Here is a 25,888-nt window from a genome sequence, read left to right on the forward strand (position 1 = left end):
AATTAGTACTGACGGGCCTGGGCCAGTCGTTCATTGAGGGTTTTGGCCACCGCATCGGTGCGGGCACTGGTAGAGACTTGCGCCACGCCGACCCGCCACCACGACAGGTATTTGTGGATCATGGTCTTGGGCAGCACCTTGATGTCGATCAGCGTCGAGACGGTCTGCAACCGCGCATCGGCCAGGGCCGCGCGCAACTCGTCGAGGGTCTTGACCTTGTAGGTCTTGCAGCCATAGGCCGCGGCACTCATGGCGAAGTCCACGGGCACAAACCCACCGTCGAGCTTGCCAGTGTCCGGGTTACGGAAGCGGAACTCGGTACCGAAGCTGTCCATGCCGTGTTCCATTTGCAGGTTGTTGATACAACCGAAGGTCATGTTGTCCAGCAGCACCACATTGATCTTGCGGCGCTCCTGGATCGAGGTCGCCAACTCCGAGTGCAGCATCATGTAGGAGCCATCGCCCACCAACGCGTAGACCTCCTTGTCGGGCTCGGCGAGTTTCACCCCGAGCGCCGCATTCACCTCGTAACCCATGCACGAATAACCGTACTCGAGGTGATAGGTGTTCACGCCCTTGCTGCGCCAACTGCGCTGCAAGTCGCCGGGCAAGCTGCCAGCGGCGGCGACGATGATGGCGTCATCCGCCAGGGTTTCATTGAGCGTACCCAACACGCGGCTCTGGGTCAGGCAGGAACCGGTGAGCTCGATGAATTCCCGAAACACCGCCGGGTCCATATGGTCGTTGATTTCCGGGACGAAATCCTCGGCCTGGAAGTCGGCCTGATAGATCCGATCCACTTCGGCGTCCAGCTGGGCCTTGGCATCGGCGACCTGCCCGCCCCATTCGGCGCGATAGTCGCCCATCGCCGCCGAGAGTGCCTCCAGGCCCGAACGCGCGTCGGCCAGCAGTTGCACGCCGTCGAGTTTCAGGGCATCGCACGGACTGATGTTGAGATTGAGAAATTGCACGTCCGGATGCTGGAACAGCCATTTCGACGCCGTGGTGAAATCGCTGTAGCGAGTGCCGATACCGATGATCAGGTCGGCCTTCTTGGCCAACAGATTCGCCGCCAGGCAACCGGTTTCACCGACGCCACCGACGTTCAGCGGATGGCTGGACACCACCGCGCTCTTGCCGGCCTGGCTCTCGGCGAAAGGAATATCGAAGCGTTCGGCGAAGGCCTGCAACGCGGCATTCGCTCCGGAATACCGCACGCCGCCTCCGCAGATAATCAACGGCTGGCGCTTGCCCTTGAGCAGCGCCAGGGCATCGCCGAGCATCGCCTCGGTGGCCGGGCGACGGTCGATGCGATGGACACGCTTTTGCAGGAAATAGTCCGGGTAATCGTAGGCTTCGGCCTGTACGTCCTGGGGCAGCGCCAGGGTCACCGCACCGGTTTCGGCCGGGTCGGTCAACACGCGCATTGCATGGATCGCGGCGGTCATCAATTGCTCGGGGCGGTTGATGCGGTCCCAGTATTTGCTCACGGCCTTGAAGGCATCGTTGGTGCTGATGCTCAGGTCGTGGAACTGCTCGATCTGTTGCAGCACCGGGTCCGGTTGACGGCTGGCGTAGACATCACCGGGCAACAGCAGCAATGGAATGCGATTGGCCGTCGCCGTGGCGGCGGCGGTCAGCATGTTCGCCGCCCCCGGGCCGACCGACGAGCTGCAGGCGTAGATCTTGCGCCGCAGATGCTGCTTGGCAAAGCCGATGGCGGCATGGGCCATGCCCTGTTCGTTGCGGCCCTGATGGACCACCAGGTCGCCGCTGTCCTGCTCCAGCGCCTGGCCCAGGCCCAGCACGTTGCCGTGGCCGAAAATGGTAAAGACCCCGGCGACGAACTTGCTCTGGACGCCATCGACCTCGATGTACTGGTTATCGAGGAATTTCACCAGGGCCTGGGCCATGGTCAGTCGTGTTGTGGTCATGCTTGCACCTTGTCTGGAATGCAAAATTTGCAGCTGACTTAGCCCTTGTGGGAGCGAGCCTGCTCGCGATAGCGGTGTGTCAGGCGCCTATGTGTTGAATGTGCTACCGCTATCGCGAGCAGGCTCGCTCCCACAGGGGGACTTCATCATTCTGATGACTGTGTCAGGCCTGTTGGTTCTGCAGGTGATTCATGCTCGCCCCCAACGCCTGGCGGATGTCGGCCAGTTCATGGACGCTCTCGGCAAACGGCTCAAAGGACAGGTAGCCCTCGTAACCACCGGCCCGCAACGCCTCGATCTGCGCGGCATTGCCGAGGATGTCGGCCTCGCCCACCAGCACCCGATGACCATCACGGATCGTCGCCAACGGCGCCTGGGCATCCTCGACCCCGGAGATGTGCACCAGCCCGGTCAGTTCGGGGAAGAATTCCTGCTCGCCCGCCAGATGATGGTGGAAGGTGTCATGCACCAGGCGAAACACATCGAGCCCACCGATGCTCTTGATCGCTTCCACCGCCGTGCGCTTGCGCCGCAGCGAGCACTCCTCGAAACCCAGGGGTTCGATGAAACCGTAGATACCGAAGGCGCGCAGGATCGGCGCCAGTTCACTAAGAGCCGTGCGCAGCCCCGCCGCGCGTTCAGCTTCGCTGCGTGGGTCGGCGCGGTCGTTGAGTGGGCACATCACCAGCCCCTCGGCGCCGCATTCACGGGCGTAATCGGCCAACCGCACGGCCTGGGCGCGACGTTCTTCGCTCCACACATCGAAGGGGTACAGAGCGTTGATCGACAGCACCTTGATGCCGCGCTCCTCGCACAACTCACGTACGCGAGCCGGCGGCATGCCATCTTCGATCTCGACCCCCTTGAGGTCGTTGCGGATCTCGATGGCGTCGGTTTTCAACGCCAGGGCCAAGTCGATGAAAGCGGGCAGTGACAGGCGTGGGGCAACCATTCGATTCAGGGCAAAACGCAGGGGCTTGTTCATTGTTGTTCTCCCTCCGGCAGTCATTCAAAAAAATGAGTTATTGGGCAGTTGGCATGCTGAATTCAGGACCCTTGGCGATGCTGTCGGGCCAGCGTTGCATCACGCTTTTGTAGCGGCTGTAGAAGCGCAGGCCTTCCTCGCCATAGGCATGGTGGTCGCCGAACAGCGAACGCTTCCAGCCGCCAAAGGAATGCCAGGCCATGGGCACCGGAATCGGTACGTTGATGCCAACCATGCCGACCTTGATGCTGCGGGCGAACGCCCGGGCGATGCCGCCGTCACGGGTGAAGCAGGACACGCCGTTGCCGAATTCATGGGCGTTGATCAGCGCCACCGCCGTGGCGAAATCCGGCACGCGAACGATCCCCAGCACCGGGCCGAAAATCTCTTGCTGGTAGATGCTCATTTCGGTGGTGACCTGGTCGAACAGCGTCGCCCCGACAAAGAACCCCTGCTCGGCCCCGGGCACCTTGAAACCACGGCCATCGACGATCAGGCGAGCGCCCTCGGCCACGCCGGCGTCGATGAAACCTTCCACCTTGGCCTTGTGCTCGGCAGTGACCAGCGGCCCCATGTCGGTGCCGGGCTGCTGGCCGTTGCCGATCTTCAACTGATCGATGCGTGGCAGCAGTCTGGCGATCAGTTCATCGCCCACATCCCCCACCGCCACGGCAATGGAAATCGCCATGCAGCGTTCGCCGGCCGAGCCGTAGGCCGCACCGATCAATGCATCAGCCGCCTGGTCGAGGTCGGCGTCGGGCATGACGATCATGTGATTCTTGGCGCCACCCAGGGCCTGCACGCGCTTGCCGTTCGCCGTGCCCTGCTGGTGGATGTATTCGGCAATCGGTGTGGAGCCGACAAAGGAAATCGCTTCGATGTCCGGGTGCTGCAACAGCGCATCCACTGCCACTTTGTCGCCCTGGACCACATTGAACACCCCGTCAGGCAAGCCGGCTTCCGTCAGAAGGCGGGCCATCAGCAAACTGGCGGACGGATCGCGCTCCGAAGGCTTGAGGATGAAGCAGTTGCCAGTGACCAGCGCCAGGGGAATCATCCACAGCGGCACCATCACCGGGAAATTGAACGGCGTGATACCCGCGCACACGCCCAGGGGCTGGCGCAGGTTCCAGTTGTCGATGCCGCCACCGATGTTGTCGCTGAAATCGGTCTTGAGCAGGTTCGGCGCACCACAGGCGTACTCGACGATCTCGATGCCCCGGGTGACTTCGCCGTGGGCATCGGACAGCACCTTGCCGTGCTCGCGACTGATGATCTGCGCCAGTTCGTCGTGATGCCGATCGAGCAGTTCCTTGAACTTGAACATCACCCGCGAACGGCGCAGGGACGATTGCTCGGACCAGGCTGGAAATGCCGCCAGCGCCGAGGCCACTGCCGCATCGACGGTGCCCGGCTCGGCCAGGTCCACCCGGGCCTGCACCGCGCCGGTGGCCGGGTTGAAGACCTGGCTGAACCGCGCGCCGTCGCTGTGTTGCACGTGGCCGTTGATGTAATGGCCTACTACCGGGGCGTCACTCATTGTTCTTGTTCTCCGTGCAAAGGGTGGAATTCAGAGGTCGAGCAGCCAACTGTGCTGCGGGTCGTTATGGAACTGCCAGACCCGCTTCGGGCCGGCCATGACGTTCAGGTAATACGACTCGTACCCATAGGGCACGCTGACCGGGTGGTAGCCTTTGGGAACCACCACCAGGTCGCTGTTCTCCACGGCCATGGCCTGGTCGATGCTGCGATCGTCGGTGTAGACGCGCTGGAACACGAAGCCCTGGGACGGATTGACCTGGTGGTAATAGGTTTCTTCGAGAAAGCTCTGGTGTGGCAGGTCGTCGGTGTCGTGCTTGTGCGGCGGATAGCTCGACGAATGCCCCGACGGCGTGCGCACCTCCACCACCAGCAGCGAATGGGCCGGTTCGCTGTCCGGCAGGATGTCGCAGACATAGCGGGTGTTGGCGCCCTTGCCGCGCACACTGCGCTTCATGCTGTCCGGGCGGATCAGCCGTGGGCCGTAACCGTTTTGCGCAGAACCCGGCGCGGCACACACAGCTATCTGTACATCGCTCAGGGCGGTGACCTGGGCCTGGCTGCCGGGCGGCAAGTAAGCTGCGTAAGGCGACTTGTCCTCGAACACCGACTGGCGATCACCGAGGTTGTCCCAATCGAAGGCGCCCTGCCCCGGCGCTTCGCCCTTGAGGCCAATGCGACCACTGAGCAGCACCAGGCACAATTCCTTGTCGCCGGCAGCGACCGGCAGGGTTTCGCCGAGGCTCAGGCGATAGGCGGCGAACCCGACGTATTCCAACTCACCCGCTGGCAATTGGACCATGGTCCGGCCGCTGGACTGACTTTTGATCAACAGGCTCATGACGGACTCCTTTCTTGCAGCAAGGCGCGCAGGGTGTCGTAGCCCTTCTTGGCGTAGACATAACTCGGCGCTACGGCGGGGTCCTGCTCGGCTTCCACCACCAGCCAGCCTTGGTAATCAGCGGCCAGCAACACATCGAGCAACGCGGCGAAGTCGATGTCACCGTCCCCCGGCACGGTGAAGGTGCCGTTGATGATGCAGTCGGGGAAACTCCAGAGGTTGTTGCGCGCCAGTTGCACCACCGGTTTGCGCACGTCCTTGAAGTGCACGTGGCAAACGCGCTCGATGTGTTTGCGCAGCACCTGCAACGGTTCGCCACCGCCCATGTAGCAGTGACCCGAGTCGAACAGCAGACCCACTTCACTGCCGGTCAGGGCCATCAGCTTGTCGATGTCCGCGGGCGATTCGACGTAAGCGCCCATGTGGTGGTGATAGGCCAGGCGCACACCTTGGGACAAGGTGAAGCGCGCCAGTTCGGTGAGTTTGTCGGCGTAGGCCTGCCAGGCTTCATCGGTGTAAAAGCGCGGCCGTTCGACCAGCGAGATCCGCTGGCCCTGGATCGAATCGGCAACTTCGCCATACACCAGCACCGTCGCGCCGTTCTGCGCTAACAGTTCCACGTGGCTGGCGATGGCGTCGATTTCCTCGGCCGCCGAGCGCCGGGCCAGGCGACTGGAATACCAGCCGGAGACCAGCGCCAGGTCATAAGGCCGCAGCACATCGCCAACGCCCTTGGCGTCCTTGGGGAACTTGCCGTTGAGTTCGAAGCCTTCGTAGCCGATGGCCTTGCCTTCGCTCAGCGCAGTGCTCAACGGCGTCTCGCCGCCCAGGGACGGCAAGTCATCGTTGCTCCAGGAAATCGGGTTGATGCCAATTCGAATAGCGGGCATGGCTGCACCTTTTATTGTTGTCTCTAATGTTCAACCGATCACCTGTGGCGAGGGGAGCTTGCTCCCGCTCGGCTGCGAAGCAGTCGCAAACCTATGGATGCGGTTTGCCTGTCGAATCGGGGTGGCTGACGTTGGGACTGCTTCGCAGTCCAGCGGGAGCAAGCTCCCTCGCCACAAAAGCCCTGTCCATCAAGCACGGGCACTGCGCCACGCCTCGATCAATTCCACAAACGTCCCCTGCACCTGCCGGATCAGCGTTTCATCATCGATTTCCCCCGGCCAGCCAGGCCCGGCTCGGTTCCTGGAAGATCGTGCGACCCACGGCAAATCCGCGGCAGGTGCTGCTCTGGCTGGCCTGGCGGAAACCTTCGGCCAGTGCGGCGGCCGGGGCGTTGAGACCCAGCAGCACCACGCCCCGGCAATACGGATCGCGCTGTTGGATCAGCTCATCGAGTTGTTTCCACTCATCCGCGCTCTGGGCTTCGATCTTCCACCATGCCGGGAAAATACCCAGGTTGTAGAGGCGCTTGAGGGCACGATAGAGCACGTCCGGGTGCGGCGATGGATGATCCTTGGGCGGAATGACCTCCAGCAGCAATTCATGACCGCTGACCTGGGAGGCCTTGTACAGCCCCATCAATTGCGCTTCCTGCTCCAGCCGCAGCAGCGGTTCGTCATCGGGGTGAAATTGCACCAGGCACTTGATGATCTGTTCCCGGGGCCAGGCGATCAGGTTGCTGCCAATGGAGCGCCCGTGTTCGAACGCCAGCGGCCGCGAGTTCTGCACCTCCACCGGCCGCGCCACCCACCAGCCACGCCCGGTCGCGGCGTTCAGCGAGTCCTGGCCGAAACGCTGATCGGCGAGCAGGCCGACGTCAGCCTCGACGCCCTGACGCCGCAAGTCGGTTTCGACCCGCTCCACCGCCTGGATGAACAGTTGCTTGAGTTGACCAATGCAACTGAGGTCACGACCGCCCTTCTGGGCCAGTTCCACCAGTTGCCAGCGATGGTCGAAAGCAAAGATGAACAGCTGTTTCCAGGCCTTGCGGGGGACGCTGACCTGATGCAGTCGTTGCAGCACGGCGTCCTGGTCCGGCCGGGTAATCGGCACCGGGCTCTTGAATAGATAGTCGAGTTCGGCCCGGGTCGGCATCGCTGGAGCACAGGCATGGCGCGACACCACCAGGCCACCGCAGGCATTGGCCAATTGGCAGCAGCGTTCATCGCTGGCGTCCTCCAGCCAACCCGCGAGAAAGCCCGACATGAACGCATCACCGGCGCCCAATACATTCAGCACCTCGACCCGCACACCCGGGTAAATCGCGCCGTCTTCAAGTCGAGTCGGGATAGCGCCGTGGATCACCGTGCAACCCTGCGGGCCGAGCTTGACCACCAGGGTCGCCGCCGTCAGCGAGCGCACAGTACGCAACGCACTCAGCAGGTCTTCGCTGCCGCCGGCGATCAGGAATTCTTCTTCGGTGCCAACGATCAGGTCGAAACGCGGCAGGATGCTTTGCACGTGCTGGCTGACCTTCTGGTCGGCGACAAAGCGGGTTTCCCCGTCAGCCTTGCCCGCCAGGCCCCAGAGCACAGGACGATAGTCGATGTCCAAGACGCGCTTGACGTTGTGTCTCTGGGCGTAATCCAGCGCCTGGGTGCTGGCCTTGTAGACGCTTTCGGTAGAGAAGTGAGTACCGGTGATCAGCAGCGCCTTGCTGGAGGCAATGAAGGTTTCGTCGATGTCTTCGGCGCGCAGCGCCATGTCGGCGCAATTTTCCCGGTAGAACACCAGGGGAAAGGTTTCCCGGTCCTTGATACCCAGCAGGACCAAGGCCGTCAGGCGTTCGGGGTCGACCTTGATGCCACTGACATCGCAGCCTTCGCGCGCCAGGGACTCCACCAGGAAGCGACCCATGTGGTCGTCGCCTACCCGGCTCAGCATCGCTGACTTGAGCCCCAATCGCGCCGTGCCGAAGGCGATGTTGGCCGACGAACCACCCAGATACTTGGCGAAGCTCGAAACATCTTCCAGACGCGCGCCGACTTGCTGCGCGTAAAGGTCGACACCCAGGCGTCCCAGGCAGATCACATCCAATTGACGCCCACTGGCAAAACGAGTCTGGCCCATGCTGGCTCCTGTTATTTTTATCAGCCTGCGCTTGTCGCCCGAACCGGCGACAACGCTGTTGGTGAATGCAGACTAAAACGAGCAGCAGGCAATAATCAATAATTATTCTATAAATTTTTTACGTGGAATATTTTTTCCAATACGCTATGAGCGAAGCCACCCAGGCGCAGTGCATCGTTTCAGCACCTGCTGCAACATTTGTCCGCCCATGATTTTCCCTGCGCCTACGCTGTAGACTGCGACCAGCCAACCTATTGTCGAGGGCCGGCCTGTTTTCGGGCCGCCCTATAAGAACAAGCCAGAAGGATTTTCTATGACCCGCCCCGATGATCTGCCGGCGCCGTCCGAGAGCGCGTCCGAACCCGCCCTCTCCAGCCCACCGATCAATGCCGAGCGCCTGCTGCAACTGATCACCGATGAATACGAAAGCCTGCCGCGCCAACTCAAACGCATCGCCAGCTACATGAGCCAGCAGAGCGACCGGATCATGGTCGACCGCATCAGCGACATCGCCCGCGAATGCGAAGTGCACCCCTCGGCCATCGTCAGGTTTTCCCAGCGCTTCGGCTTCAGCGGGTTCAGCGAAATGCAGGCGTTGTTCCGCGAGGCCTACACCCACAAGACCACGCCGGTGCAGAACTACCAGCAGCGCATCCGCAGCATGATCGCCAACAAGTCGCAGAAAGCCAGCGGCGGCGACCTGGCTCGCGAGTGCATCAATGCCACCCTGTCAGGCATCGAGCGCCTGGGGTTGGAGCTGGACGACCAGGCGTTCGAAAAAGCCGTGGACCTGGTAGTCAATGCCGACAATATTTATGTGGTGGGCGTGCGCCGTTCGTTCGCGGTGGCCGATTACCTGGTCTACAACCTGCAACACACCAATAAACGCATTCACCTGGTATCCGGCCTGGGTGGCAGCTACCGCGAGCAGATGCGTAGCGTGCGGGCCAACGACCTGGTGATCGCCATCAGCTTCACGCCGTACGGCAAGGAAACCCAGCACTGCCTGCGCATCGCCCAGCACCACCAGGCCAAGACCCTGATCATCACCGACAGCAACCTCTCGCCCCTGGCTAAACGAGCCAACGCGGTGTTGCTGGTCAACGAAGGCAGTTCGTTCGCCTTCCGCTCGTTGAGTGCCACATTGTGCCTGTGCCAGGCGTTGTTCATCGCCGTGGCTTACCGACTGGAACTCAAGGTCGATGAAATCCATGAACAGGTCGGGTTCGAGGATTAACGCCCCGGCCCATGAATCGCTGAAGGAGAAGCCATGAAACTGATCGGTATGCTGGACTCACCCTACGTACGCCGCGTCGCCATTTCCGCCAAATGCCTGGGCATTGCCCTGGAGCACGAGTCGGTTTCGGTGTTCAGGCATTTCGAACAATTCCAACGCATCAACCCGACGGTCAAAGCCCCTTCCCTGGTGCTGGACGACGGCACCGTGCTGATGGACTCCACGTTGATCATTGACTACCTGGAGGCCTTGGCCGCGCCTGGGAAAAGCTTGATGCCGGCCGACATTGGGCAACGAGTGCACTCACTGCGCCTGCTCGGCCTGGCCTTGGCGGCGTGCGAGAAATCGGTGCAGATTTACTATGAGCGCAACCTGCGGCCGGCGGAAATTCAGCACGCACCTTGGGTTGAACGCGTGGAAGGCCAACTGGCGGCGGCCTATGGAATGCTGGAGCAGGAACTGGAGAAACAGCCGTTGAGCACCGATGGCTCGATTGATCAGGCTGGCATCACGGTGGCAGTGGCGTGGAGTTTCACCAACCTCGTGGTGCCGGATCAGGTGCAGGGCAAGGCTTTCCCGTTGATCAGCGCGTTTACGGCCTATGCCGAAGGGCTGGAGGCGTTTGTCAGCACGCCGATGGAATAGCGGACGAGCGCGACTTGTGTGGGAGCGGGCTTGCTCGCGAAGGCGGTAGCACATTCAACATCACCGTCTCAGATGGACCGCTTTCGCGAGCAAGCCCGCTCCCACAGGAGATTTGGGGTGAAAGCCAGATTTGTGAACATCCAGAACAGTGTGGGAGCTGAGCTTGCTCGCGATAGCGGTGGGTCAGCTTGCATGGATGCTGAATGTGCCGCCGTCATCGCGAGCAAGCTCGGCTCCCACAGGGTTCACTACAAATCTCTGTAGGTAGAGAAGGCTTATTCTCAGGCCAGTTCCACTTCCTTTGTTTCAACGGCCTTCGGCGCCACTTCGAAGCGATCCTCCAGGAACGGCGTGATGTCCAGCGGCAACGGCTCGTTGTTCACCAGCTTGTCCAGCAGTACCCCGGTGATGGCCGAGGTGAGGATGCCGGTGCGGAAATGCCCGCAGGCATTGAGATAGCCCTCCACGCCGCGCATCGGCCCCAGGATCGGCAATTCATCAGGCGAACCCGGGCGCAGGCCGGCCCAGGTTCGTTTCAGGTTGATGTCGGCCAACTGCGGGATGCACCGTACCGCGCCTTGCACCAGCCCTTCGATCTCCGGATAGGTCGTGGTCACGTCGAAGCCTTTGTCTTCGGTGGTGCTGCCAATGAGGATTTCACCGTTGTCTTTCTGCGCCACATAGCAGTCGCTGGTGGTCAGGCAGCCGTTGAGGATTTTCGGCATGCGCTCGGTCAGCAGGATCTGCCCCTTGACCGGCTTGACCGGAATCCGTACGCCAGTGGCCTGTTCGCTCAGGTCCGCCGCCCAGGCACCGGCCGCGTTGATCAGGGTCCGGCAGATGAAGGTCCCGGCCTCGGCGGTTTTCACCCCGGTGACCCGCGAACCACTGCGCAGGACTTCAGTCACGCTGGTGTTGAAGAACATATCGACGCCATTCTGCCGGGCGCCTTCGGTGTAGGCGTCGGCCAGACGGAAAGGGCTGACCTGGTGATCGCAGAGAAACTCCAGCGCCCCCAGGGCTTCATGGCTGACATTCGGCTCCGCCTCTCGCAAGGCCGCCTGGTCAAGCCAGCGCACCTGGTCGGCCAGGTGCGGAATGCAGGCGACGATGTGCTCGGCGTACAAACGGTCTTCGTCGTCGTAGATCACGAACTTGAGCCCGGTCTCCTCGAACTTGAAATCCATGCCATGGTTGTCGATCAACTCGCGGTGCAACTGCGGATACATCGCATTGGACTGCAAGGCGAAATCGAAGAACGACTGGGGCAGGATATGCGGCGTGCTGGCATCCACCGCCACAGCGGCGCCCTGGGTCTGGCGCTTGCGGTTGGCCGACATCATGCGAAAGAAGATCACTCCGCACCCCAGGCCCACCGACTCACCGATGGCCCACAGCCCACCCGCCGACGCGCGGGTCGCATTGCCGGGGCGCTTGCTGTCGATCAGGGCGATCTTCAAGTGTTTGCGCTTGGACAATTGATAGGCACAAGAGGCGCCGATCACACCGCCACCGGCGATGACCACGTCATAGTCCTTAATCATGGGAAACGGCCTCCGTGCCGACGTTCTGGAACGCTGAAAAGGGAATCGGATCGATGGGGAAACGCGGCCGCAGCCAGCCCACATCGGCCCGCCCGGTGGCTTCGCGCAGGCGATCGCTGCAATAGCCGACGCACATCCGCCCCTGGCAATCGCCCATGCTCACGCGGGTGCGCATCTTCAGGCTGGCCATGTCTTGGACGCCTTGTTCCAGCGCCCGGTCGATGTCGGCGCGGGTGGCGTGCTCGCAGCGGCAGATCACCGTATCGGCCGCCGGCAATGTGGTTTGCCCGGCGCCACGCTGGGTATAGCGATCCACGGCGGCGCGAAAGCGGATGATCCGCTCCAGTTGCCCCTGGTAGCGTTCGCGCTGTGCCAGGGCCGTGGACGGGTCCAGCACATTGCGCTGCATCAGGATCGACAGCGCCGCGATGCGTCCGCTCAGCATCGCGGCTTCACCACCGCGAATCCCGCCCATGTCGCCGGCCAGGTGAATGTGCGCTTCGCTGCTTTGTTGCCAGGCATCGGACACCGCCCGCAAATAGCCGTCCTCGCTGAAACCGTGCTCCAGGCCCATCTGCTGGCTCAATTGAGTGCGCGGGATGAACCCGTAGCCGACCGCCAGCGTCTGGGCCGGTATCTGTTCGGAGCGTTTCAGGTCCGGCTCCCAGGTACTGGAATACGGCGCGACGGTGACATGGCTCAACTCACCCTCGCCGTCCGCCTGGACCACGCCCCAGCCGTAGCGCACGGGAATGCGATTGAGCTTGAGATAGGCGAGCATGCTCAGGCCATCGAGAAACAGCTGTGGCTTGTTCAGCAGGGCCAGGCTTTCCTTGGCGATCCGACCGAACGCACAGGCTTCATAGACACCCGCCACCGCCACGCCCGAAGCGTGCAGCTGGCAGGCCACCAGCGGCAGCAACGGCCCCGTGCCGGCGATCACCACTGGGCTCGGCGGCCTGACCACGCCGCTCTTGATCTGCAATTGCAGGCCACCGAGCATCATCACCCCCGGCAGGGTCCAGCCAGGAAATGGCACGCTGCGTTCGTGACAGCCGGCCGCCAGGATCAGGTGCGAATAGGCCACCTCGCGCAAGCGTTCGTCAGCGTCCAGCATCATCAGCGCCCGGAAGCCTTCGGCGCCAATGACCCGGCTGCTCAATCGCACGTCGATCAGCCCGGCGTGTTGCTGGAATTCACCATGGAGTTTCTCCAGGGCTTCGCTGTAGCGCGGGCCGAGGTAATCCAGGCGCACGCCATCGCGCAACGGTCCGCGATACACCACGCCACCCAGGCGCGGCGCTTCTTCGAGCAAGGTGCAGCGCACCCCGTGCGAGGCCAATTCGATGGCCGCCGCCATACCTGCCGGCCCACCGCCGACAATCACCGGATCGAGGCTCATGGTGCCTCCGTTTCGGTGATGCGATTGGCCCGGGTTTCGATCTGCATGCCAGGGCGTACCAGGGTCTGGCAGGCGCGGCGCTTGTGGCGACCGTCGATCTTGACCAGGCAGCACTGGCACACGCCCATGCCGCAGTAGGCACCGCTGACCTGGTCGTGATCGTTGCGGGCCACCTGACGTTGGCCCAGGGATTGAATGATAGTGAGGACGGTTTCACCCTGGGCGGCACTGACAGCCTGCCCGTCCAGGCGCACGGTCATGTCGGCCCGGGCCAACGGCTGGATATCGAATTTTCGGCGTAGAGAGTCTTGAGGTTGCATCATACTGCTCTTCCTTGAAGGTTCTTTGAGGTCTAGGCTCCTGGCGGCACACCCTCACCGTTTACATCGATACCCTATAGCAACGGTGCGCCAAAGCGGGGCATGAAGATGCAACAGGATAGTGCGCGCGAAATTTATGTTAGGGATTATTTGTGACCAAGTGTTGATCCAGGCCAGCGAATCGGCTCGCCGGCTCATGAACTTTTTTTCAGAAAGCCGACAGGTATTCTTTGGCAAAATGCTGCGCAATCGCTCCAATTTCCCCACACGGTACCGCCCATGAACCGCATCCTGACCATCGAAGACGACGCCGTGACCGCCCGTGAAATCGTTGCCGAGCTGACCCGCAACGGCCTGGACGTCGACTGGGTCGACAACGGCCGCGAAGGCCTGGAACGAGCGGTCAGCGGCGACTACGACCTGATCACCCTCGACCGCATGCTGCCCGAGCTCGACGGCCTGGTGATCGTCACCACCCTGCGTACCATGGGCGTGGCCACGCCGATCCTGATGATCAGCGCCCTCTCGGACGTGGATGAGCGGGTTCGCGGCCTGCGAGCCGGCGGCGACGATTACCTGACCAAGCCGTTCGCCACCGACGAAATGGCTGCCCGGGTCGAAGTGCTGCTGCGGCGCAACAACGGCGCCCGCGAGCCGGAGACCGTGCTGCGGGTGGCCGACCTGGAGCTGAACCTGATCAGCCGCGAAGCCAGCCGCAACGGCCAATTGCTCAGCCTGCTGCCCACCGAATACAAGCTGCTGGAATTCCTGATGCGCAATAGCGGGCAGATCCTCTCGCGCATGATGATTTTCGAAGAAGTCTGGGGCTATCACTTCGACCCCGGCACCAACCTGATCGACGTCCACATCGGCCGCCTGCGCAAGAAAATCGACCCGCCGGGCCTGGAACCGCTGATTCGCACGGTACGGGGTTCCGGCTATGTCATTGCTGAACCCCGCTAAGGGCTGGCGCTCCTCCAGCAGCCGCCTGCTGGCGCTGTACAGTTCGCTGTTCGTGATCTGGAGCGCGATCCTGATGGGGGTGATGTACTACGAAGTATTCGGCTACCTCGACAGCCTGGCCAAGCACTCCCTGATGCAGCGCCAGCATCTGTTCGCCCGGATCCATGGCGATCAACTGGAAGACGCGCTCATGGCCAGCCTGACGCTGGACGAGCGCGGCGTCGATGCCTACGGCCTGTTCGATCCGCAACTGCGGCATTTGGGCGGGCCGATCCAACGAATCCCCACCGACCTGCCGCTGGATGGCAAGATCCACATGCTCGGCGGCTGCGTCGATTCCGACGACCCGAGCGTACCTTCCGACAGTTGTGACGCGGTGGCGACCCGCACCCAGGACGGCCGCTGGCTGGTCCTGGCCCGGGACAACGGCTCACTGTTCGCTGTGACCCGCATCATCTTGCATGCGCTGTTCTGGGGGGTATCGCTGACGATCCTGCCGGGCATCGCTGGCTGGCATCTGTTGCGCCGCCGACCGCTGCGGCGGATTCGCAAACTGCAGGCCAGCGCCGAAGCCATCGTCGCCGGCGACCTGACCCATCGCCTGCCGCTGTCGAGCCGGCGTGATGAACTGGACATGCTGGCGGCGATCGTCAATGCCATGCTCGACCGCATCGAACGCTTGATGAACGAGGTCAAGGGCGTGTGCGACAACATCGCCCATGACCTGCGCACCCCGCTGACCCGCTTGCGCGCCCAGTTGTATCGCATCCAGCAAGAGGCCCCGGACGGCTCGCCCGAGGCCTTGCAGATGGACCAGGTGATCGCCGAGACAGACACCCTGATGGCTCGGTTTCGAGGGCTGTTGCGGATTTCCGAACTGGAAGACCAGCAGCGCCGCTCGGGGTTCGTGCGCCTCGATCCGTTGCAGTTATTGCAGGAACTGCACGACTTTTACCTGCCGCTGGCCGAAGAAGGCGAACTGACGTTCACCCTGGAAGTGCCCGACGCCCTGCCCCTGCTCAACGGCGACCGGGCGTTGCTGTTCGAGGCAGTGTCGAACCTGCTGAGCAATTCCATCAAGTTCACCCCGCCGGGGGGCAAGGTGACCCTGCGTGGGGTCGATCAGGGCGACAGCACCCGCATCGAAGTGCTCGACTCCGGCCCCGGCATCCCCGAAGCGGAGCGCAAGGCCGTGTTTCGCCGCTTCTACCGCGCCGAGGGCAGCAGCCAGCAAAGTGGGTTTGGCCTGGGTCTGTCGATCGTCGCGGCGATCGTCAATCTGCATGGGTTCACGTTGGAGGTGGGTAGCAGCGAACACGGCGGCGCGCGGCTGGTGCTCGATTGCCGGGGGACGTTGTTGTAGTCATAGGGCTGGAGCAGCATCTGTGGCGAGGGAGCTTGCTCCCGCTCGGCTGCGAAGCAGTCGCAAAACCGGTGGACATGGTTTGGTTGGCATGCGCGTCCGGCAGGTTTTGGGGTCGCTACGCGACCCAGCGGGAGCAAGCTCCCTCGCCACGGTGTGGTGTGCTTGATCTTTATCTATCAGGCGTCACTGCGATGCAGCGGGGTGTTATGCAGCTCATAGCGCAGCTCATCGATCAACTTGGCGATGCTTTCTTCCGAGCGGACGCTGTCGACGCTCATACCGCTCACCACCAGGTCCACCTCTCCACTTTCGCGGTGATACAGGCGCACGGTGAGGGTGCCGTCACCATTGAGGCTGCATTCGCAGGCCAACGGCGTAAAACTTTCTTCGAGGCGGGCGCGCAAGGGGGCCAGATGGGTCATGTGATGCACCTCAGCCCCGGGGGCGCAAATGAACGGTGGACAGCTCCGACCTCCTGGTCCGCGTAGACGTCCTGTCGCTCTGATACTGGGTTCGTTCGCTGTACATTGTGGCGTATTCCTTACGTGTTTCGTGGGGACGCGACATCATGGACGATGTCGCACCCTGACAGCCTAAGGAACCGCCCCTTCCTGCAAAACCCGAATTTGCACCAGCACGCCAGGTGCATTTGCACTGGCTATCATGGTGCCTTCATCCGCCATTCGTTAGCGAACAACCCCCGCTCCCGGGCCCAGACAATTGCCTCGCTACGGCTATGGACGTCCAGTTTCGAATACAGGGTCGCCACGTGATTGCGCACGGTGTTGGGCGCGAGCTTGAGGCGCGCGGCGATTTCCTTGTCGGCCAGGCCTTCGCAAATCAGCCCCAGCACATCTCGCTCCCGGGCTGTCAGCTCGGTGAATGACACGCTGGGCACCTGGGCGTTGATACTCTTCACGTTAGCCAGTTTTTCAATCAGGGTCCGACTGAACCAGGAAGCGTCTTTCATCACCTCCTCGATAGCCGCCACCAACTCCAGCTCCGAGCGTTTGCGCTCGGTGATGTTCATCAGCACCAGCAGATAGCAAGGCTTGTCCTGGATGAGCACGGTATCGGCGGCGACCTCACAGTCGATGAGTTCACCGCCCTTCTTGTGCACCTTGACGTCGATACGTGAGACCGCGGCGGCCTTTTCCAGCCGGGCGAACAGCGCGGCACTGGCGTCCTTGTCGAGAAAGCCGATCTCTTCCACGGTTTTACCCAGCAACTCTTCGCTGGCGTAACCGGTGGTCTGGAGGAACGCTTCGTTGATTTCCAACAACTGTTGCTCGGCGCTGCACACCAGGGTGGGCACGGGTGACAGGCGGAACGACTTGGCAAAGCGCTCCTCGCTCTGGCGCAGCGCCGTTTCGGCCTTGCGGCGCGGCTCCATGTCCATGAAGGAAAACAGCATGCAGTCTTCGTCGTGCAGATCCAGCGGCTGGCCGGCGACGATCACCTGCTTGCTGGTGCCGTCGGGCAACTTCAACTCGGCCTGCATTTGTGGAATGGTCGCGCCCTGCCCCAGGCGCTCGATGGCCAGGTCGCGTTTCTCGGCGGCTTCGAGCACATCCAGTTCATACACCGAACGCCCGATCACCTGCTCACGACTGTAGCCGGTCATTTCCAGGAACCCCGGATTGACCTTGATATAACGCAGGTCACTGAGGCGGCAGATCACCGCCGGCGCCGGGTTGGCACCGAAGGTTTTCTCGAAGCGCTGCTCGGCGCTGGCCCATTCGGTAGCATCGCTGAGGATCAACACGAGCAGTTCCGGCTCGCCGTTGCGGTCAGCCAGCACCATGCTGCGGATCCGATGCACCCAGGTGCGATCGGGATCGGCCTGAGGCGTGACTTCCACCAGCACATCGCTGAACTCATCGCCACGGGCAACCCGGGCGATGGGGTAGTTGTCTTCGGTCAGTGGATGATTGTTGCGGTAACGCAGATTGAAGCGCCGGGCATATTGCCGGGCCGTGGTGCCCAGCTCACTGAGGTCCTTGACCCCGTGCATCGTCAAGGCCGCTGCGTTGGCCCAGGCGATGGTCTGGTCGACCTCGATCAACATCACCCCGTCGGACAGTCCGGCAATGATCTGCAGCAATTGGCGACGGTTGGTATCGGTGGTCGGGACTTGCTGATTCATTGGGTCTCCATGTGGTCAGTAGGGTTCAAGCATGGATGCGTTGAAAGTTACGACCACATGGGTTTGCAATAGTGCATCGGCCCTTCACGCCGCCATGCGCCCCTCGGCAATCGCCTGTGAAGCGGCCAGCATCGCCCGCAGCAGCACCGCACAGCCGGCGGCGAGGTCGTCTGGGGCGGCGTTTTCGATTTCGTTGTGGCTGATGCCGCCTTCGCAGGGCACGAAGATCATCCCGGCCGGGCCCAGTTCGGCGAGGAAGATCGCGTCATGACCGGCACCGCTGACGATGTCCAGGTGGGACAGGCCCAACCCTTGGGCGGCACCGCGGACGGCGTCGACGCAGCCCTGGTCGAAATACAGCGGCGGGAAATCGGCGGTGGGTTTCAAGTCGAAGGTCAGGCCGTGCTGGCGGCAGGTGTCTTCGATCACTTGCTTGACCTCGGCGATCATCGAATCCAGGCGTGCCGGTTCCAGGTGACGGAAATCCAGGGTCATGCGCACTTCACCGGGGATGACATTGCGCGAGCCCGGATAGGCTTGCAGGCAACCGACCGTGCCGCAGGCATGGGGTTGATGGCCGAGGGCGGCGCGGTTGACGGCGCCGACAATGATCGAGGCGCCCACCAGGGCGTCCTTGCGCAGGTGCATCGGGGTCGGGCCGGCGTGAGCTTCCACACCGCGCAGTGTCAAGTCGAACCATTTCTGCCCCAGGGCGCCCATGACCACGCCGATGGTCTTGCCCTTGTCTTCCAGGATCGGTCCCTGTTCGATGTGCGCCTCGAAATATGCGCCCACCGGGTGCCCGCTGACCTGGCGCGTGCCGGCATAGCCGATGGCATTCAACGCCTGGCCGACGGTGATGCCTTCGGCGTCGACCTTGGCCAGGGTTTCTTCGAGGGTGAATTTTTCCGCGAACACCCCGGAGCCCATCATGCACGGGGCGAAGCGCGAGCCTTCTTCGTTGGTCCACACCACTACTTCCAGGGGGGCCTCGGTTTCGATGTTCAGATCATTGAGGGTACGTAGCACTTCCAGCCCGGACAGTACGCCAAAGCAGCCATCGAACTTGCCGCCGGTGGGCTGGGTATCGATGTGGCTGCCAGTCATCACCGGTGGCAGGTTCGGATTGCGCCCCGGGCGCCGGGCGAAAATATTGCCCACCGCATCGATGCTGACGGTGCAGCCCGCCGCCTGGGTCCATTGCACGAACAGGTCGCGAGCCTGGCGGTCCAGATCCGTCAAGGCCAGCCGACACACACCGCCCTTGACCGTGGCACCGAGCTGGGCCAGGTCCATGAGCGATTGCCACAGGCGGTCGCGGTTGATGTGCTGGTGGGTGGATTGCAGGACGTCGATGGCGGCGTTCATGGGGATCTCCATTTTTTCAGGCATTTTGTTGGTGTCTTGAGGCTGCTATCGCGAGCGGGCTCGCTCCCACACTGGATTGGGGTGGATGCAAAATCTGTGTGCACAGCAAATCCCCCTGTGGGAGCGAGCCTGCTCGCGATGAGGCCCGCCTTCACACCGCAGTTTTAGCGACGGACGGGCTCGCTCGCATACCGCACAACCCGTAATAAATCACCCCGCCCAACGCCGAGCCGGTGAACCAGCCATAGCTGTAGAACCAACTGAACGCATCGCTGCCCAGGGACAGCAATGTCAGCACCACCGGCACGCCAAAGGCGATGAAACCGTTCCAGTTCCACGCCGGGTAAACGTCGTCGCGATACAGGCCGGCGAGGTCCAGTTGCTGTTTCTTGATCAGGAAATAATCCACCACCATGATCCCGGCAATCGGCCCCAGCAGACTCGAATAGCCCAGCAGCCAGTTGGAATAGACCGATTCCAGACTGACCTCGGAAACGATCAGGCCAAGCTTTTTCAGCAGTTCATGGGCCATCAGCGCCAACCCCACCAGGCCGGTGAGCATCACGGCCTTGGTCCGGCCGATCAGTTTCGGCGCCAGGTTCTGGAAGTCGTTGGTGGGCGAGACGATGTTGGCGGCGGTGTTGGTCGAGAGCGTGGCGACGATGATCAGCACCATGGCCAGCGCCACCCACACCGGGCTCTGGATGTGCCCGATCAAGGTCACCGGGTCGGAGACGGTCACCCCCACCAGTTTTTCCGAAGCGGCGGTCATGACCACGCCGAGGGAGGCGAACAGGAACATGGTCAGCGGCAGGCCGATGATCTGCCCTACGACCTGGTCTTTCTGACTCTTGGCGTAGCGGCTGAAATCTGGAATGTTCAACGACAGCGTGGCCCAGAAACCGACCATGGCGGTCAGCCCGGCAAGAAAGTAACCGATCACGCTGGCACCCTCTGGGCGTTTGGCCGGGACCGCCATCAATTCAGTCAACGAGACATTCGGCAACGCCCACACCAACAGGCCGGCACCTACCAGCACCAGCAGCGGCGCGGACAGGGTTTCCAACCATTTGATCGACTCGGCACCGCGCAACACCACCCACAGGTTCATGACCCAGAACACCATGAAGCCGATCACCTCGCCGGTTCCGCCGAGGCTCTTCCAGCCGTCGAACACCGAGCCGAGAAACAGGTGGATCGCCAGGCCGCCGAACATCGTCTGGATGCCGAACCAGCCGCACGCCACCAGTGCGCGGATCAGGCACGGGACGTTGGAGCCGATGACGCCAAAGGACGAGCGCAACAGCACCGGAAACGGAATGCCGTACTTGGTTCCGGCGAAGGCGTTCAGGGTCAAGGGAATCAGCACAATGATGTTGGCAAACAGGATCGCCAGCAACGCCTCGCCCACCGTCAGGCCAAAGTAGGCGGTGAGCACGCCACCGAGGGTGTAGGTCGGCACGCAGATCGCCATGCCGACCCACAGGGCGGTGATGTGCCATTTGTTCCAGGTTCGCTCGTGCACCTTGGTCGGCGCGATGTCGTGGTTGTAACGGGGGCTGTCGAGGACGTCGCTGCCGGCTTCAAGCTCGAACAATCCGTCGCGCTCAGTCACTGTTGATCTGGTCATGTCCGCTCCACTGTTTTCATTATTTTTGCTCATCGACTGGCGATGGCCGGAGTACTTGCACGCGTGCTACCGACCACCCCGCCAGACCCACGACGGCACTCAATAACCGTGCCGGATAATGCGTCGAGCTGACCGGATGATCGATATAACCCTTTCAACCTTTTGATGTTTAACGTTTTAAAGCCACGTGATTGCCTTGTTTCAATCCCTGCTTGTCGCCCTTGAGGCTAGATGACCTTCACGCCCTGTCGAGTGAGAGATTCAAAGTGGTGCACCCCGGATCAACGCGAGGCGTCTAGACCGCACTTCCAGCACTTTCAAGCCGCTGATTTACCATGACAAATCTCGCTCAAATAACGATCCTGTCAAGTGCGTCAAAATGGTGAGCAGGCTCACCATTTTGGTGATTTAATAATTTATTTCTTTAATTTCAATAAGTTAATTAACGAATAAGCTTATAAAAAATAATCTTGCTCATTTCAATAACTCCAGCTAGCTTCTAATCCTGACAGTAGTGACAAGAATATAAACCGGCACGACTTTACCTACCGTGATCGATAAAACATAAAGAACCGGCAACAGTCGGTCATGCCTGCGAGGAACTCGGAATGTCTCTGTTGATCCGTGGCGCCACCGTTATTACCCATGATGAAAGTTATCGCGCCGATGTGTTTTGCGCCGACGGCGTGATCAAGGCCATTGGTGACAACCTGGATGTTCCCGCCGACGTCGAAGTGCTCGATGGCAGTGGTCAATACCTGATGCCCGGCGGCATCGACCCCCATACGCACATGCAGTTGCCGTTCATGGGCACGGTCGCCAGTGAAGACTTCTTCAGCGGCACGGCAGCGGGCTTGGCCGGGGGCACTACATCGATCATCGACTTCGTGATTCCCAACCCCCAGCAGTCGCTGATGGAAGCCTTTCATCAATGGCGCGGCTGGGCCGAGAAAAGCGCCAGCGACTACGGTTTCCACGTGGCGATCACCTGGTGGAGCGAACAGGTCCGCGAAGAAATGGCCGAGCTGGTCAGCCACCACGGGGTGAACAGCTTCAAGCATTTCATGGCCTACAAGAATGCGATCATGGCCGCCGACGACACCTTGGTCGCGAGCTTCGAGCGCTGCCTGGAATTGGGCGCGGTGCCCACCGTGCACGCCGAGAACGGCGAGCTGGTCTACCACCTGCAACGCAAGCTGCTGGCCCAGGGCATCACTGGGCCGGAAGCCCATCCGCTGTCGCGGCCCTCGCAAGTGGAAGGCGAAGCCGCGAGCCGGGCCATTCGCATTGCCGAGACCCTGGGCACGCCGTTGTACCTGGTGCACGTGTCCACCAAGGAAGCCCTGGACGAAATCACCTACGCCCGCAGCAAGGGCCAACCGGTCTACGGTGAAGTGCTGGCCGGGCATCTGCTGCTGGACGACAGCGTCTATCGCCACCCGGACTGGCAGACTGCCGCCGGCTACGTGATGAGTCCGCCCTTCCGCCCACGCGGGCATCAGGAAGCACTCTGGCACGGCTTGCAGTCGGGCAACCTGCACACCACCGCCACCGACCACTGCTGCTTCTGCGCCGAGCAAAAAGCCGCCGGCCGCGACGACTTCAGCAAGATCCCCAACGGCACCGCCGGGATCGAAGACCGCATGGCCGTGCTCTGGGACGAAGGGGTCAACAGCGGCAAATTGTCGATGCAGGACTTCGTCGCCCTCACCTCCACCAACACCGCGAAGATCTTCAACCTCTACCCACGCAAGGGCGCGATCCGCGTCGGCGCCGATGCCGACCTGGTGCTCTGGGACCCGCAGGGCAGCCGCACGATTTCCGCCAAGACCCACCATCAGCAGGTGGACTTCAACATCTTCGAAGGCAAGACCGTACGCGGCGTACCCAGCCACACCATCAGCCAGGGTCGGCTGGTCTGGGCCGATGGCGACCTGCGTGCCGAACGCGGTGCCGGGCGCTACATCGAACGGCCGGCGTACCCGGCGGTGTTCGATTTGCTGAGTAAGCGGGCGGAGTTGCACAGGCCGGTTGCCGTGGAACGCTGAGAGCGGCCTCCGGCCTATCGCGAGCAGGCTCGCTCCCACAGGGTCTGCTGTGCACACAGATTTCGCGCTCACCCGAAATCCAGTGTGGGAGCGAGCCTGCTCGCGATGAGGCCAGTCCAGACACCGAAAAAAACCACTGCCCACCAGAGGCAGCACCTCAAACACCGTGAGGCCCATTCCATGATCCAGCCCTTGAGTCACCTCCCCCATTCCCAGGAAGACCCGGCCACCCTCGCCGCCCGCTTCAGCGACCTGGCGCCGCCACTCAATGCGCGCCAGGCCCACCTGGAAGCGTCCCGTTGCCTGTATTGCTACGACGCGCCCTGCGTGAACGCCTGTCCGAGCGAGATCGACATTCCTTCGTTCATTCGCAACATCCACCAGGACAACGTCCAAGGCGCGGCGCAGAAAATCCTCTCGGCCAACATCCTCGGCGGCAGTTGCGCGCGCGTCTGCCCCACCGAGGTCCTGTGCCAGCAGGCCTGCGTGCGTAACAACGCCCATGAATGCGCACCGGTGTTGATCGGCTCATTGCAGCGCTACGCGGTGGACAACGCCCACTTCAGCGGCCACCCGTTCCAACGGGCCGCCGCCACCGGCAAGCGCATCGCCGTGGTCGGCGCCGGGCCGGCGGGGTTGTCGTGTGCGCACCGCAGCGCGATGCATGGCCATGACGTGGTGATTTTCGAAGCCCGTGACAAGGCCGGTGGCCTCAACGAATACGGCATCGCCAAGTACAAACTGGTGGACGATTACGCCCAGCGCGAACTGGACTTTCTGCTGGACATCGGCGGCATCGAAATCCGCCATGGCCAGAAACTTGGCGAGAACCTGAGCCTGAGCGACCTGCATCAGCAGTTCGACGCGGTGTTCCTCGGCCTCGGCCTGGCCGCCAGCAAACAACTGGGCCTGAGTGACGAACAGGCACCGGGGCTGCTACCCGCCACCGAGTACATCCGCGAACTGCGCCAGGCCGACGACCTCAGCCAGTTGCCGCTGGCCGACCGTTGCATCGTCCTCGGCGCCGGCAACACCGCCATCGACATGGCCGTGCAGATGGCCCGCCTCGGCGCCCGGGACGTCAACCTGGTCTACCGTCGCGGCCTCGAGGACATGGGCGCGACCTTGCACGAGCAAGACATCGCCAAGGCCAATCAGGTGCGCTTGCTGACCTGGGCTCAACCGCAGCAGGTGTTGCTCGATGACGCCGGCCGTGTGCGCGGCATGCGCTTTTCCCGTACCCATCTGGAAAACGGGCGGCTGGTCACCAGCGCCGAAACCTTCGATCTGCCTGCCGACGCCATCTTCAAAGCCATCGGCCAAGCCTTCGACGACAACGCGCTGGTGGACCCTCTGGCCCGGGAACTCAAGCGCCAGGACGGGCGGATCCTGGTGGACGAACACCTGCGCACCAGCGTTCCCGGCGTCTACGCCGGCGGCGATTGCACCAGCCTGGACCAGGACCTCACCGTGCAGGCCGTGCAGCACGGCAAACTCGCCGCCGAGGCGATCAACGCCCAACTGATGCTCAACGTGGAGGCTGCGTAAATGGCCGATCTGTCGATTGTCTTCGCTGGCATCAAAGCCCCTAATCCGTTCTGGCTGGCCTCCGCCCCACCCACCGACAAGGCCTACAACGTGGTCCGCGCCTTCGAGGCCGGCTGGGGTGGCGTGGTCTGGAAAACCCTCGGGGAAGACCCGGCGGCGGTGAACGTGTCGTCGCGCTACTCGGCCCACTACGGCGCCAATCGCGAGGTGCTGGGCATCAATAACATCGAGCTGATCACCGACCGTTCCCTGGAGATCAACCTGCGGGAAATCACCCAGGTGAAAAAGGACTGGCCGGACCGGGCGTTGATCGTGTCGTTGATGGTGCCCTGCGTCGAAGAATCGTGGAAACGCATCCTGCCCCTGGTGGAAGCCACCGGCGCCGACGGTATCGAATTGAACTTCGGCTGCCCCCACGGCATGCCGGAACGGGGCATGGGCGCGGCGGTCGGCCAGGTGCCGGAGTATGTCGAGCAAGTGACCCGCTGGTGCAAGACCTATTGCTCGCTGCCGGTGATCGTCAAGCTCACACCGAACATCACCGACATCCGCGTCGCCGCCCGCGCGGCCCATCGCGGTGGAGCGGACGCGGTGTCGTTGATCAACACCATCAACTCCATCACCAGCGTCGACCTGGACCGCATGGTCGCCCTGCCCAGCGTCGGCAGCCAGAGCACCCACGGCGGCTACTGCGGTTCGGCAGTCAAACCCATCGCCCTGAACATGGTCGCCGAAATCGCCCGCGATCCGCAGACCCAGGGCTTGCCGATCTGCGGCATCGGCGGCATCGGCAGCTGGCGCGACGCCGCCGAATTCATCGCCCTGGGCAGCGGCGCGGTGCAAGTGTGTACCGCAGCGATGCTGCATGGTTTTCGCATCGTCGAAGACATGAAGGACGGCCTGTCACGCTGGATGGACGATCACGGCCACGCCAACCTCCAGGCCTTCTCCGGGCGCGCGGTGAGCAACACCACCGATTGGAAGTACCTGGACATCAACTACCAGGTCATCGCCAAGATCGACCAGGACGCCTGCATCGGATGCGGCCGCTGCCACATCGCCTGCGAAGACACCTCGCACCAGGCCATCGCCAGCCTCAAGCAGGCGGACGGCACGCGTAAATATGAAGTGATCGATGAAGAATGCGTGGGCTGCAACCTGTGCCAGATCACCTGCCCGGTGCAGGACTGCATCGAGATGGTGACGGTGGACACCGGCAAGCCGTTTCTGGATTGGAACCATGATCCGCGTAATCCCTACCACGTAACGGTCTGAAATTTGCGGTGTCCGGGCTGCCGTCATCGCGAGCAGGCTCGCTCCCACATTGGATTTGTGGTGAACACAGATCATCTGT

General features: G+C 62.2%; 19 protein-coding genes and 1 pseudogene. 7 read left to right on the plus strand and 13 right to left on the minus strand.

Annotated elements, in window-relative coordinates; translation table 11 throughout:
* Positions 1-2: 2 nt before the first annotated feature.
* The 6 genes and pseudogenes from iolD to GN234_RS05960 all read right to left on the minus strand — a co-directional run bounded on the left by iolD (position 3) and on the right by GN234_RS05960 (position 8,317).
* On the minus strand, positions 3-1,934 hold the full coding sequence (gene iolD / locus GN234_RS05935; RefSeq protein WP_176688068.1) for a 3D-(3,5/4)-trihydroxycyclohexane-1,2-dione acylhydrolase (decyclizing): 1,932 nt from the start codon (positions 1,932-1,934) through the stop codon (positions 3-5).
* A gap of 163 nt (positions 1,935-2,097) precedes the next feature.
* Entirely contained in the window at positions 2,098-2,919 is an 822-nt protein-coding gene (locus GN234_RS05940; RefSeq protein ID WP_109755974.1) for a TIM barrel protein, read from the minus strand.
* Positions 2,920-2,956: 37 nt separating this feature from the next.
* On the minus strand, positions 2,957-4,459 hold the full coding sequence (locus GN234_RS05945) for a CoA-acylating methylmalonate-semialdehyde dehydrogenase (RefSeq protein WP_109755973.1): 1,503 nt from the start codon (positions 4,457-4,459) through the stop codon (positions 2,957-2,959).
* A gap of 30 nt (positions 4,460-4,489) precedes the next feature.
* The gene (gene iolB / locus GN234_RS05950) at positions 4,490-5,299 is read right to left on the minus strand and encodes a 5-deoxy-glucuronate isomerase (protein WP_109755972.1); all 810 of its coding nucleotides are present in this window, start codon (positions 5,297-5,299) and stop codon (positions 4,490-4,492) included.
* Entirely contained in the window at positions 5,296-6,189 is an 894-nt protein-coding gene (gene iolE / locus GN234_RS05955; RefSeq protein WP_176688069.1) for a myo-inosose-2 dehydratase, read from the minus strand. Before iolE ends, iolB begins: the two co-directional genes overlap by 4 nt.
* Positions 6,190-6,378: 189 nt before the next feature.
* A pseudogene (locus GN234_RS05960) lies at positions 6,379-8,317 on the minus strand (bifunctional 5-dehydro-2-deoxygluconokinase/5-dehydro-2-deoxyphosphogluconate aldolase).
* Positions 8,318-8,630: 313 nt separating this feature from the next.
* Here GN234_RS05960 and GN234_RS05965 point away from each other — a divergent pair.
* Positions 8,631-9,554, plus strand: a complete 924-nt coding sequence (locus GN234_RS05965) for a MurR/RpiR family transcriptional regulator (protein WP_109755969.1) — start codon at positions 8,631-8,633, stop codon at positions 9,552-9,554.
* A 33-nt stretch (positions 9,555-9,587) separates the two neighbouring features.
* Positions 9,588-10,199, plus strand: a complete 612-nt coding sequence (locus GN234_RS05970) for a glutathione S-transferase family protein (RefSeq protein ID WP_176688070.1) — start codon at positions 9,588-9,590, stop codon at positions 10,197-10,199.
* Between the two features lie 281 nt (positions 10,200-10,480).
* On the opposite strand, the gene hcnC is transcribed toward GN234_RS05970, so the two are convergent.
* The 3 genes from hcnC to hcnA are packed head-to-tail and all read right to left on the minus strand — an operon-like array spanning position 10,481 to position 13,465.
* Entirely contained in the window at positions 10,481-11,743 is a 1,263-nt protein-coding gene (hcnC, locus tag GN234_RS05975) for a cyanide-forming glycine dehydrogenase subunit HcnC (RefSeq protein ID WP_163854051.1), read from the minus strand.
* Positions 11,736-13,145 (minus strand): cyanide-forming glycine dehydrogenase subunit HcnB, encoded by a 1,410-nt coding sequence (gene hcnB, locus GN234_RS05980; RefSeq protein WP_176688071.1) that lies wholly within the window; start codon positions 13,143-13,145, stop codon positions 11,736-11,738. Before hcnB ends, hcnC begins: the two co-directional genes overlap by 8 nt.
* Positions 13,142-13,465, minus strand: a complete 324-nt coding sequence (gene hcnA, locus GN234_RS05985) for a cyanide-forming glycine dehydrogenase subunit HcnA (protein WP_176689560.1) — start codon at positions 13,463-13,465, stop codon at positions 13,142-13,144. Before hcnA ends, hcnB begins: the two co-directional genes overlap by 4 nt.
* Positions 13,466-13,744: 279 nt before the next feature.
* Here hcnA and GN234_RS05990 point away from each other — a divergent pair, with 279 nt between their 5' ends.
* On the plus strand, positions 13,745-14,428 hold the full coding sequence (locus GN234_RS05990; RefSeq protein WP_039592999.1) for a response regulator transcription factor: 684 nt from the start codon (positions 13,745-13,747) through the stop codon (positions 14,426-14,428).
* Positions 14,406-15,791, plus strand: a complete 1,386-nt coding sequence (locus GN234_RS05995) for a sensor histidine kinase (protein WP_109755963.1) — start codon at positions 14,406-14,408, stop codon at positions 15,789-15,791. The genes GN234_RS05990 and GN234_RS05995 overlap by 23 nt, the downstream gene beginning before the upstream one ends.
* A 179-nt stretch (positions 15,792-15,970) precedes the next feature.
* Here the strand turns inward: GN234_RS05995 and GN234_RS06000 are convergent, their stop codons facing one another.
* From GN234_RS06000 to GN234_RS06015, 4 genes are all read right to left on the minus strand, one after another.
* Positions 15,971-16,216 carry a DUF1652 domain-containing protein gene (locus GN234_RS06000; protein WP_109755962.1) on the minus strand — a complete coding sequence of 82 codons (246 nt, stop codon included), beginning with the start codon at positions 16,214-16,216 and terminating at the stop codon, positions 15,971-15,973.
* Positions 16,217-16,455: 239 nt separating this feature from the next.
* Positions 16,456-17,940 (minus strand): PAS domain S-box protein, encoded by a 1,485-nt coding sequence (locus GN234_RS06005; RefSeq protein WP_176688072.1) that lies wholly within the window; start codon positions 17,938-17,940, stop codon positions 16,456-16,458.
* Between the two features lie 84 nt (positions 17,941-18,024).
* On the minus strand, positions 18,025-19,308 hold the full coding sequence (locus GN234_RS06010; protein WP_176688073.1) for a Zn-dependent hydrolase: 1,284 nt from the start codon (positions 19,306-19,308) through the stop codon (positions 18,025-18,027).
* A 151-nt stretch (positions 19,309-19,459) separates the two neighbouring features.
* Positions 19,460-20,938 carry an NCS1 family nucleobase:cation symporter-1 gene (locus tag GN234_RS06015; protein WP_109755959.1) on the minus strand — a complete coding sequence of 493 codons (1,479 nt, stop codon included), beginning with the start codon at positions 20,936-20,938 and terminating at the stop codon, positions 19,460-19,462.
* A gap of 608 nt (positions 20,939-21,546) precedes the next feature.
* On the opposite strand from GN234_RS06015, the gene hydA reads away from it, so the two are divergent.
* The 3 genes from hydA to preA all read left to right on the plus strand — a co-directional run bounded on the left by hydA (position 21,547) and on the right by preA (position 25,809).
* The gene (gene hydA / locus GN234_RS06020) at positions 21,547-22,986 is read left to right on the plus strand and encodes a dihydropyrimidinase (RefSeq protein WP_176688074.1); all 1,440 of its coding nucleotides are present in this window, start codon (positions 21,547-21,549) and stop codon (positions 22,984-22,986) included.
* A 180-nt stretch (positions 22,987-23,166) separates the two neighbouring features.
* Positions 23,167-24,534, plus strand: a complete 1,368-nt coding sequence (locus GN234_RS06025) for an NAD(P)-dependent oxidoreductase (RefSeq protein WP_176688075.1) — start codon at positions 23,167-23,169, stop codon at positions 24,532-24,534.
* Positions 24,535-25,809, plus strand: a complete 1,275-nt coding sequence (preA, locus tag GN234_RS06030) for an NAD-dependent dihydropyrimidine dehydrogenase subunit PreA (protein ID WP_176688076.1) — start codon at positions 24,535-24,537, stop codon at positions 25,807-25,809. It abuts the gene before it with no gap.
* Positions 25,810-25,888: the final 79 nt, after the last annotated feature.

Source organism: Pseudomonas bijieensis (assembly GCF_013347965.1).
In the GTDB taxonomy this organism is placed as follows: domain Bacteria; phylum Pseudomonadota; class Gammaproteobacteria; order Pseudomonadales; family Pseudomonadaceae; genus Aquipseudomonas; species Aquipseudomonas bijieensis.

Bases quoted from the DNA above. Each gene is read 5' to 3' on its own strand.
- GN234_RS06015 (WP_109755959.1), bottom strand. From the start codon at position 20,938: ATGACCAGATCAACAGTGACTGAGCGCGACGGATTGTTCGAGCTTGAA.
- GN234_RS05995 (WP_109755963.1), top strand. From the start codon at position 14,406: ATGTCATTGCTGAACCCCGCTAAGGGCTGGCGCTCCTCCAGCAGCCGC.
- hydA (WP_176688074.1), top strand. From the start codon at position 21,547: ATGTCTCTGTTGATCCGTGGCGCCACCGTTATTACCCATGATGAAAGT.
- iolE (WP_176688069.1), bottom strand. From the start codon at position 6,189: ATGCCCGCTATTCGAATTGGCATCAACCCGATTTCCTGGAGCAACGAT.
- hcnA (WP_176689560.1), bottom strand. From the start codon at position 13,465: ATGCAACCTCAAGACTCTCTACGCCGAAAATTCGATATCCAGCCGTTG.
- GN234_RS06025 (WP_176688075.1), top strand. From the start codon at position 23,167: ATGATCCAGCCCTTGAGTCACCTCCCCCATTCCCAGGAAGACCCGGCC.
- preA (WP_176688076.1), top strand. From the start codon at position 24,535: ATGGCCGATCTGTCGATTGTCTTCGCTGGCATCAAAGCCCCTAATCCG.
- hcnC (WP_163854051.1), bottom strand. From the start codon at position 11,743: ATGATTAAGGACTATGACGTGGTCATCGCCGGTGGCGGTGTGATCGGC.
- GN234_RS05940 (WP_109755974.1), bottom strand. From the start codon at position 2,919: ATGAACAAGCCCCTGCGTTTTGCCCTGAATCGAATGGTTGCCCCACGC.
- GN234_RS06000 (WP_109755962.1), bottom strand. From the start codon at position 16,216: ATGACCCATCTGGCCCCCTTGCGCGCCCGCCTCGAAGAAAGTTTTACG.
- iolB (WP_109755972.1), bottom strand. From the start codon at position 5,299: ATGAGCCTGTTGATCAAAAGTCAGTCCAGCGGCCGGACCATGGTCCAA.
- hcnB (WP_176688071.1), bottom strand. From the start codon at position 13,145: ATGAGCCTCGATCCGGTGATTGTCGGCGGTGGGCCGGCAGGTATGGCG.
- GN234_RS05945 (WP_109755973.1), bottom strand. From the start codon at position 4,459: ATGAGTGACGCCCCGGTAGTAGGCCATTACATCAACGGCCACGTGCAA.
- GN234_RS06010 (WP_176688073.1), bottom strand. From the start codon at position 19,308: ATGAACGCCGCCATCGACGTCCTGCAATCCACCCACCAGCACATCAAC.
- GN234_RS05990 (WP_039592999.1), top strand. From the start codon at position 13,745: ATGAACCGCATCCTGACCATCGAAGACGACGCCGTGACCGCCCGTGAA.
- iolD (WP_176688068.1), bottom strand. From the start codon at position 1,934: ATGACCACAACACGACTGACCATGGCCCAGGCCCTGGTGAAATTCCTC.
- GN234_RS05970 (WP_176688070.1), top strand. From the start codon at position 9,588: ATGAAACTGATCGGTATGCTGGACTCACCCTACGTACGCCGCGTCGCC.
- GN234_RS06005 (WP_176688072.1), bottom strand. From the start codon at position 17,940: ATGAATCAGCAAGTCCCGACCACCGATACCAACCGTCGCCAATTGCTG.
- GN234_RS05965 (WP_109755969.1), top strand. From the start codon at position 8,631: ATGACCCGCCCCGATGATCTGCCGGCGCCGTCCGAGAGCGCGTCCGAA.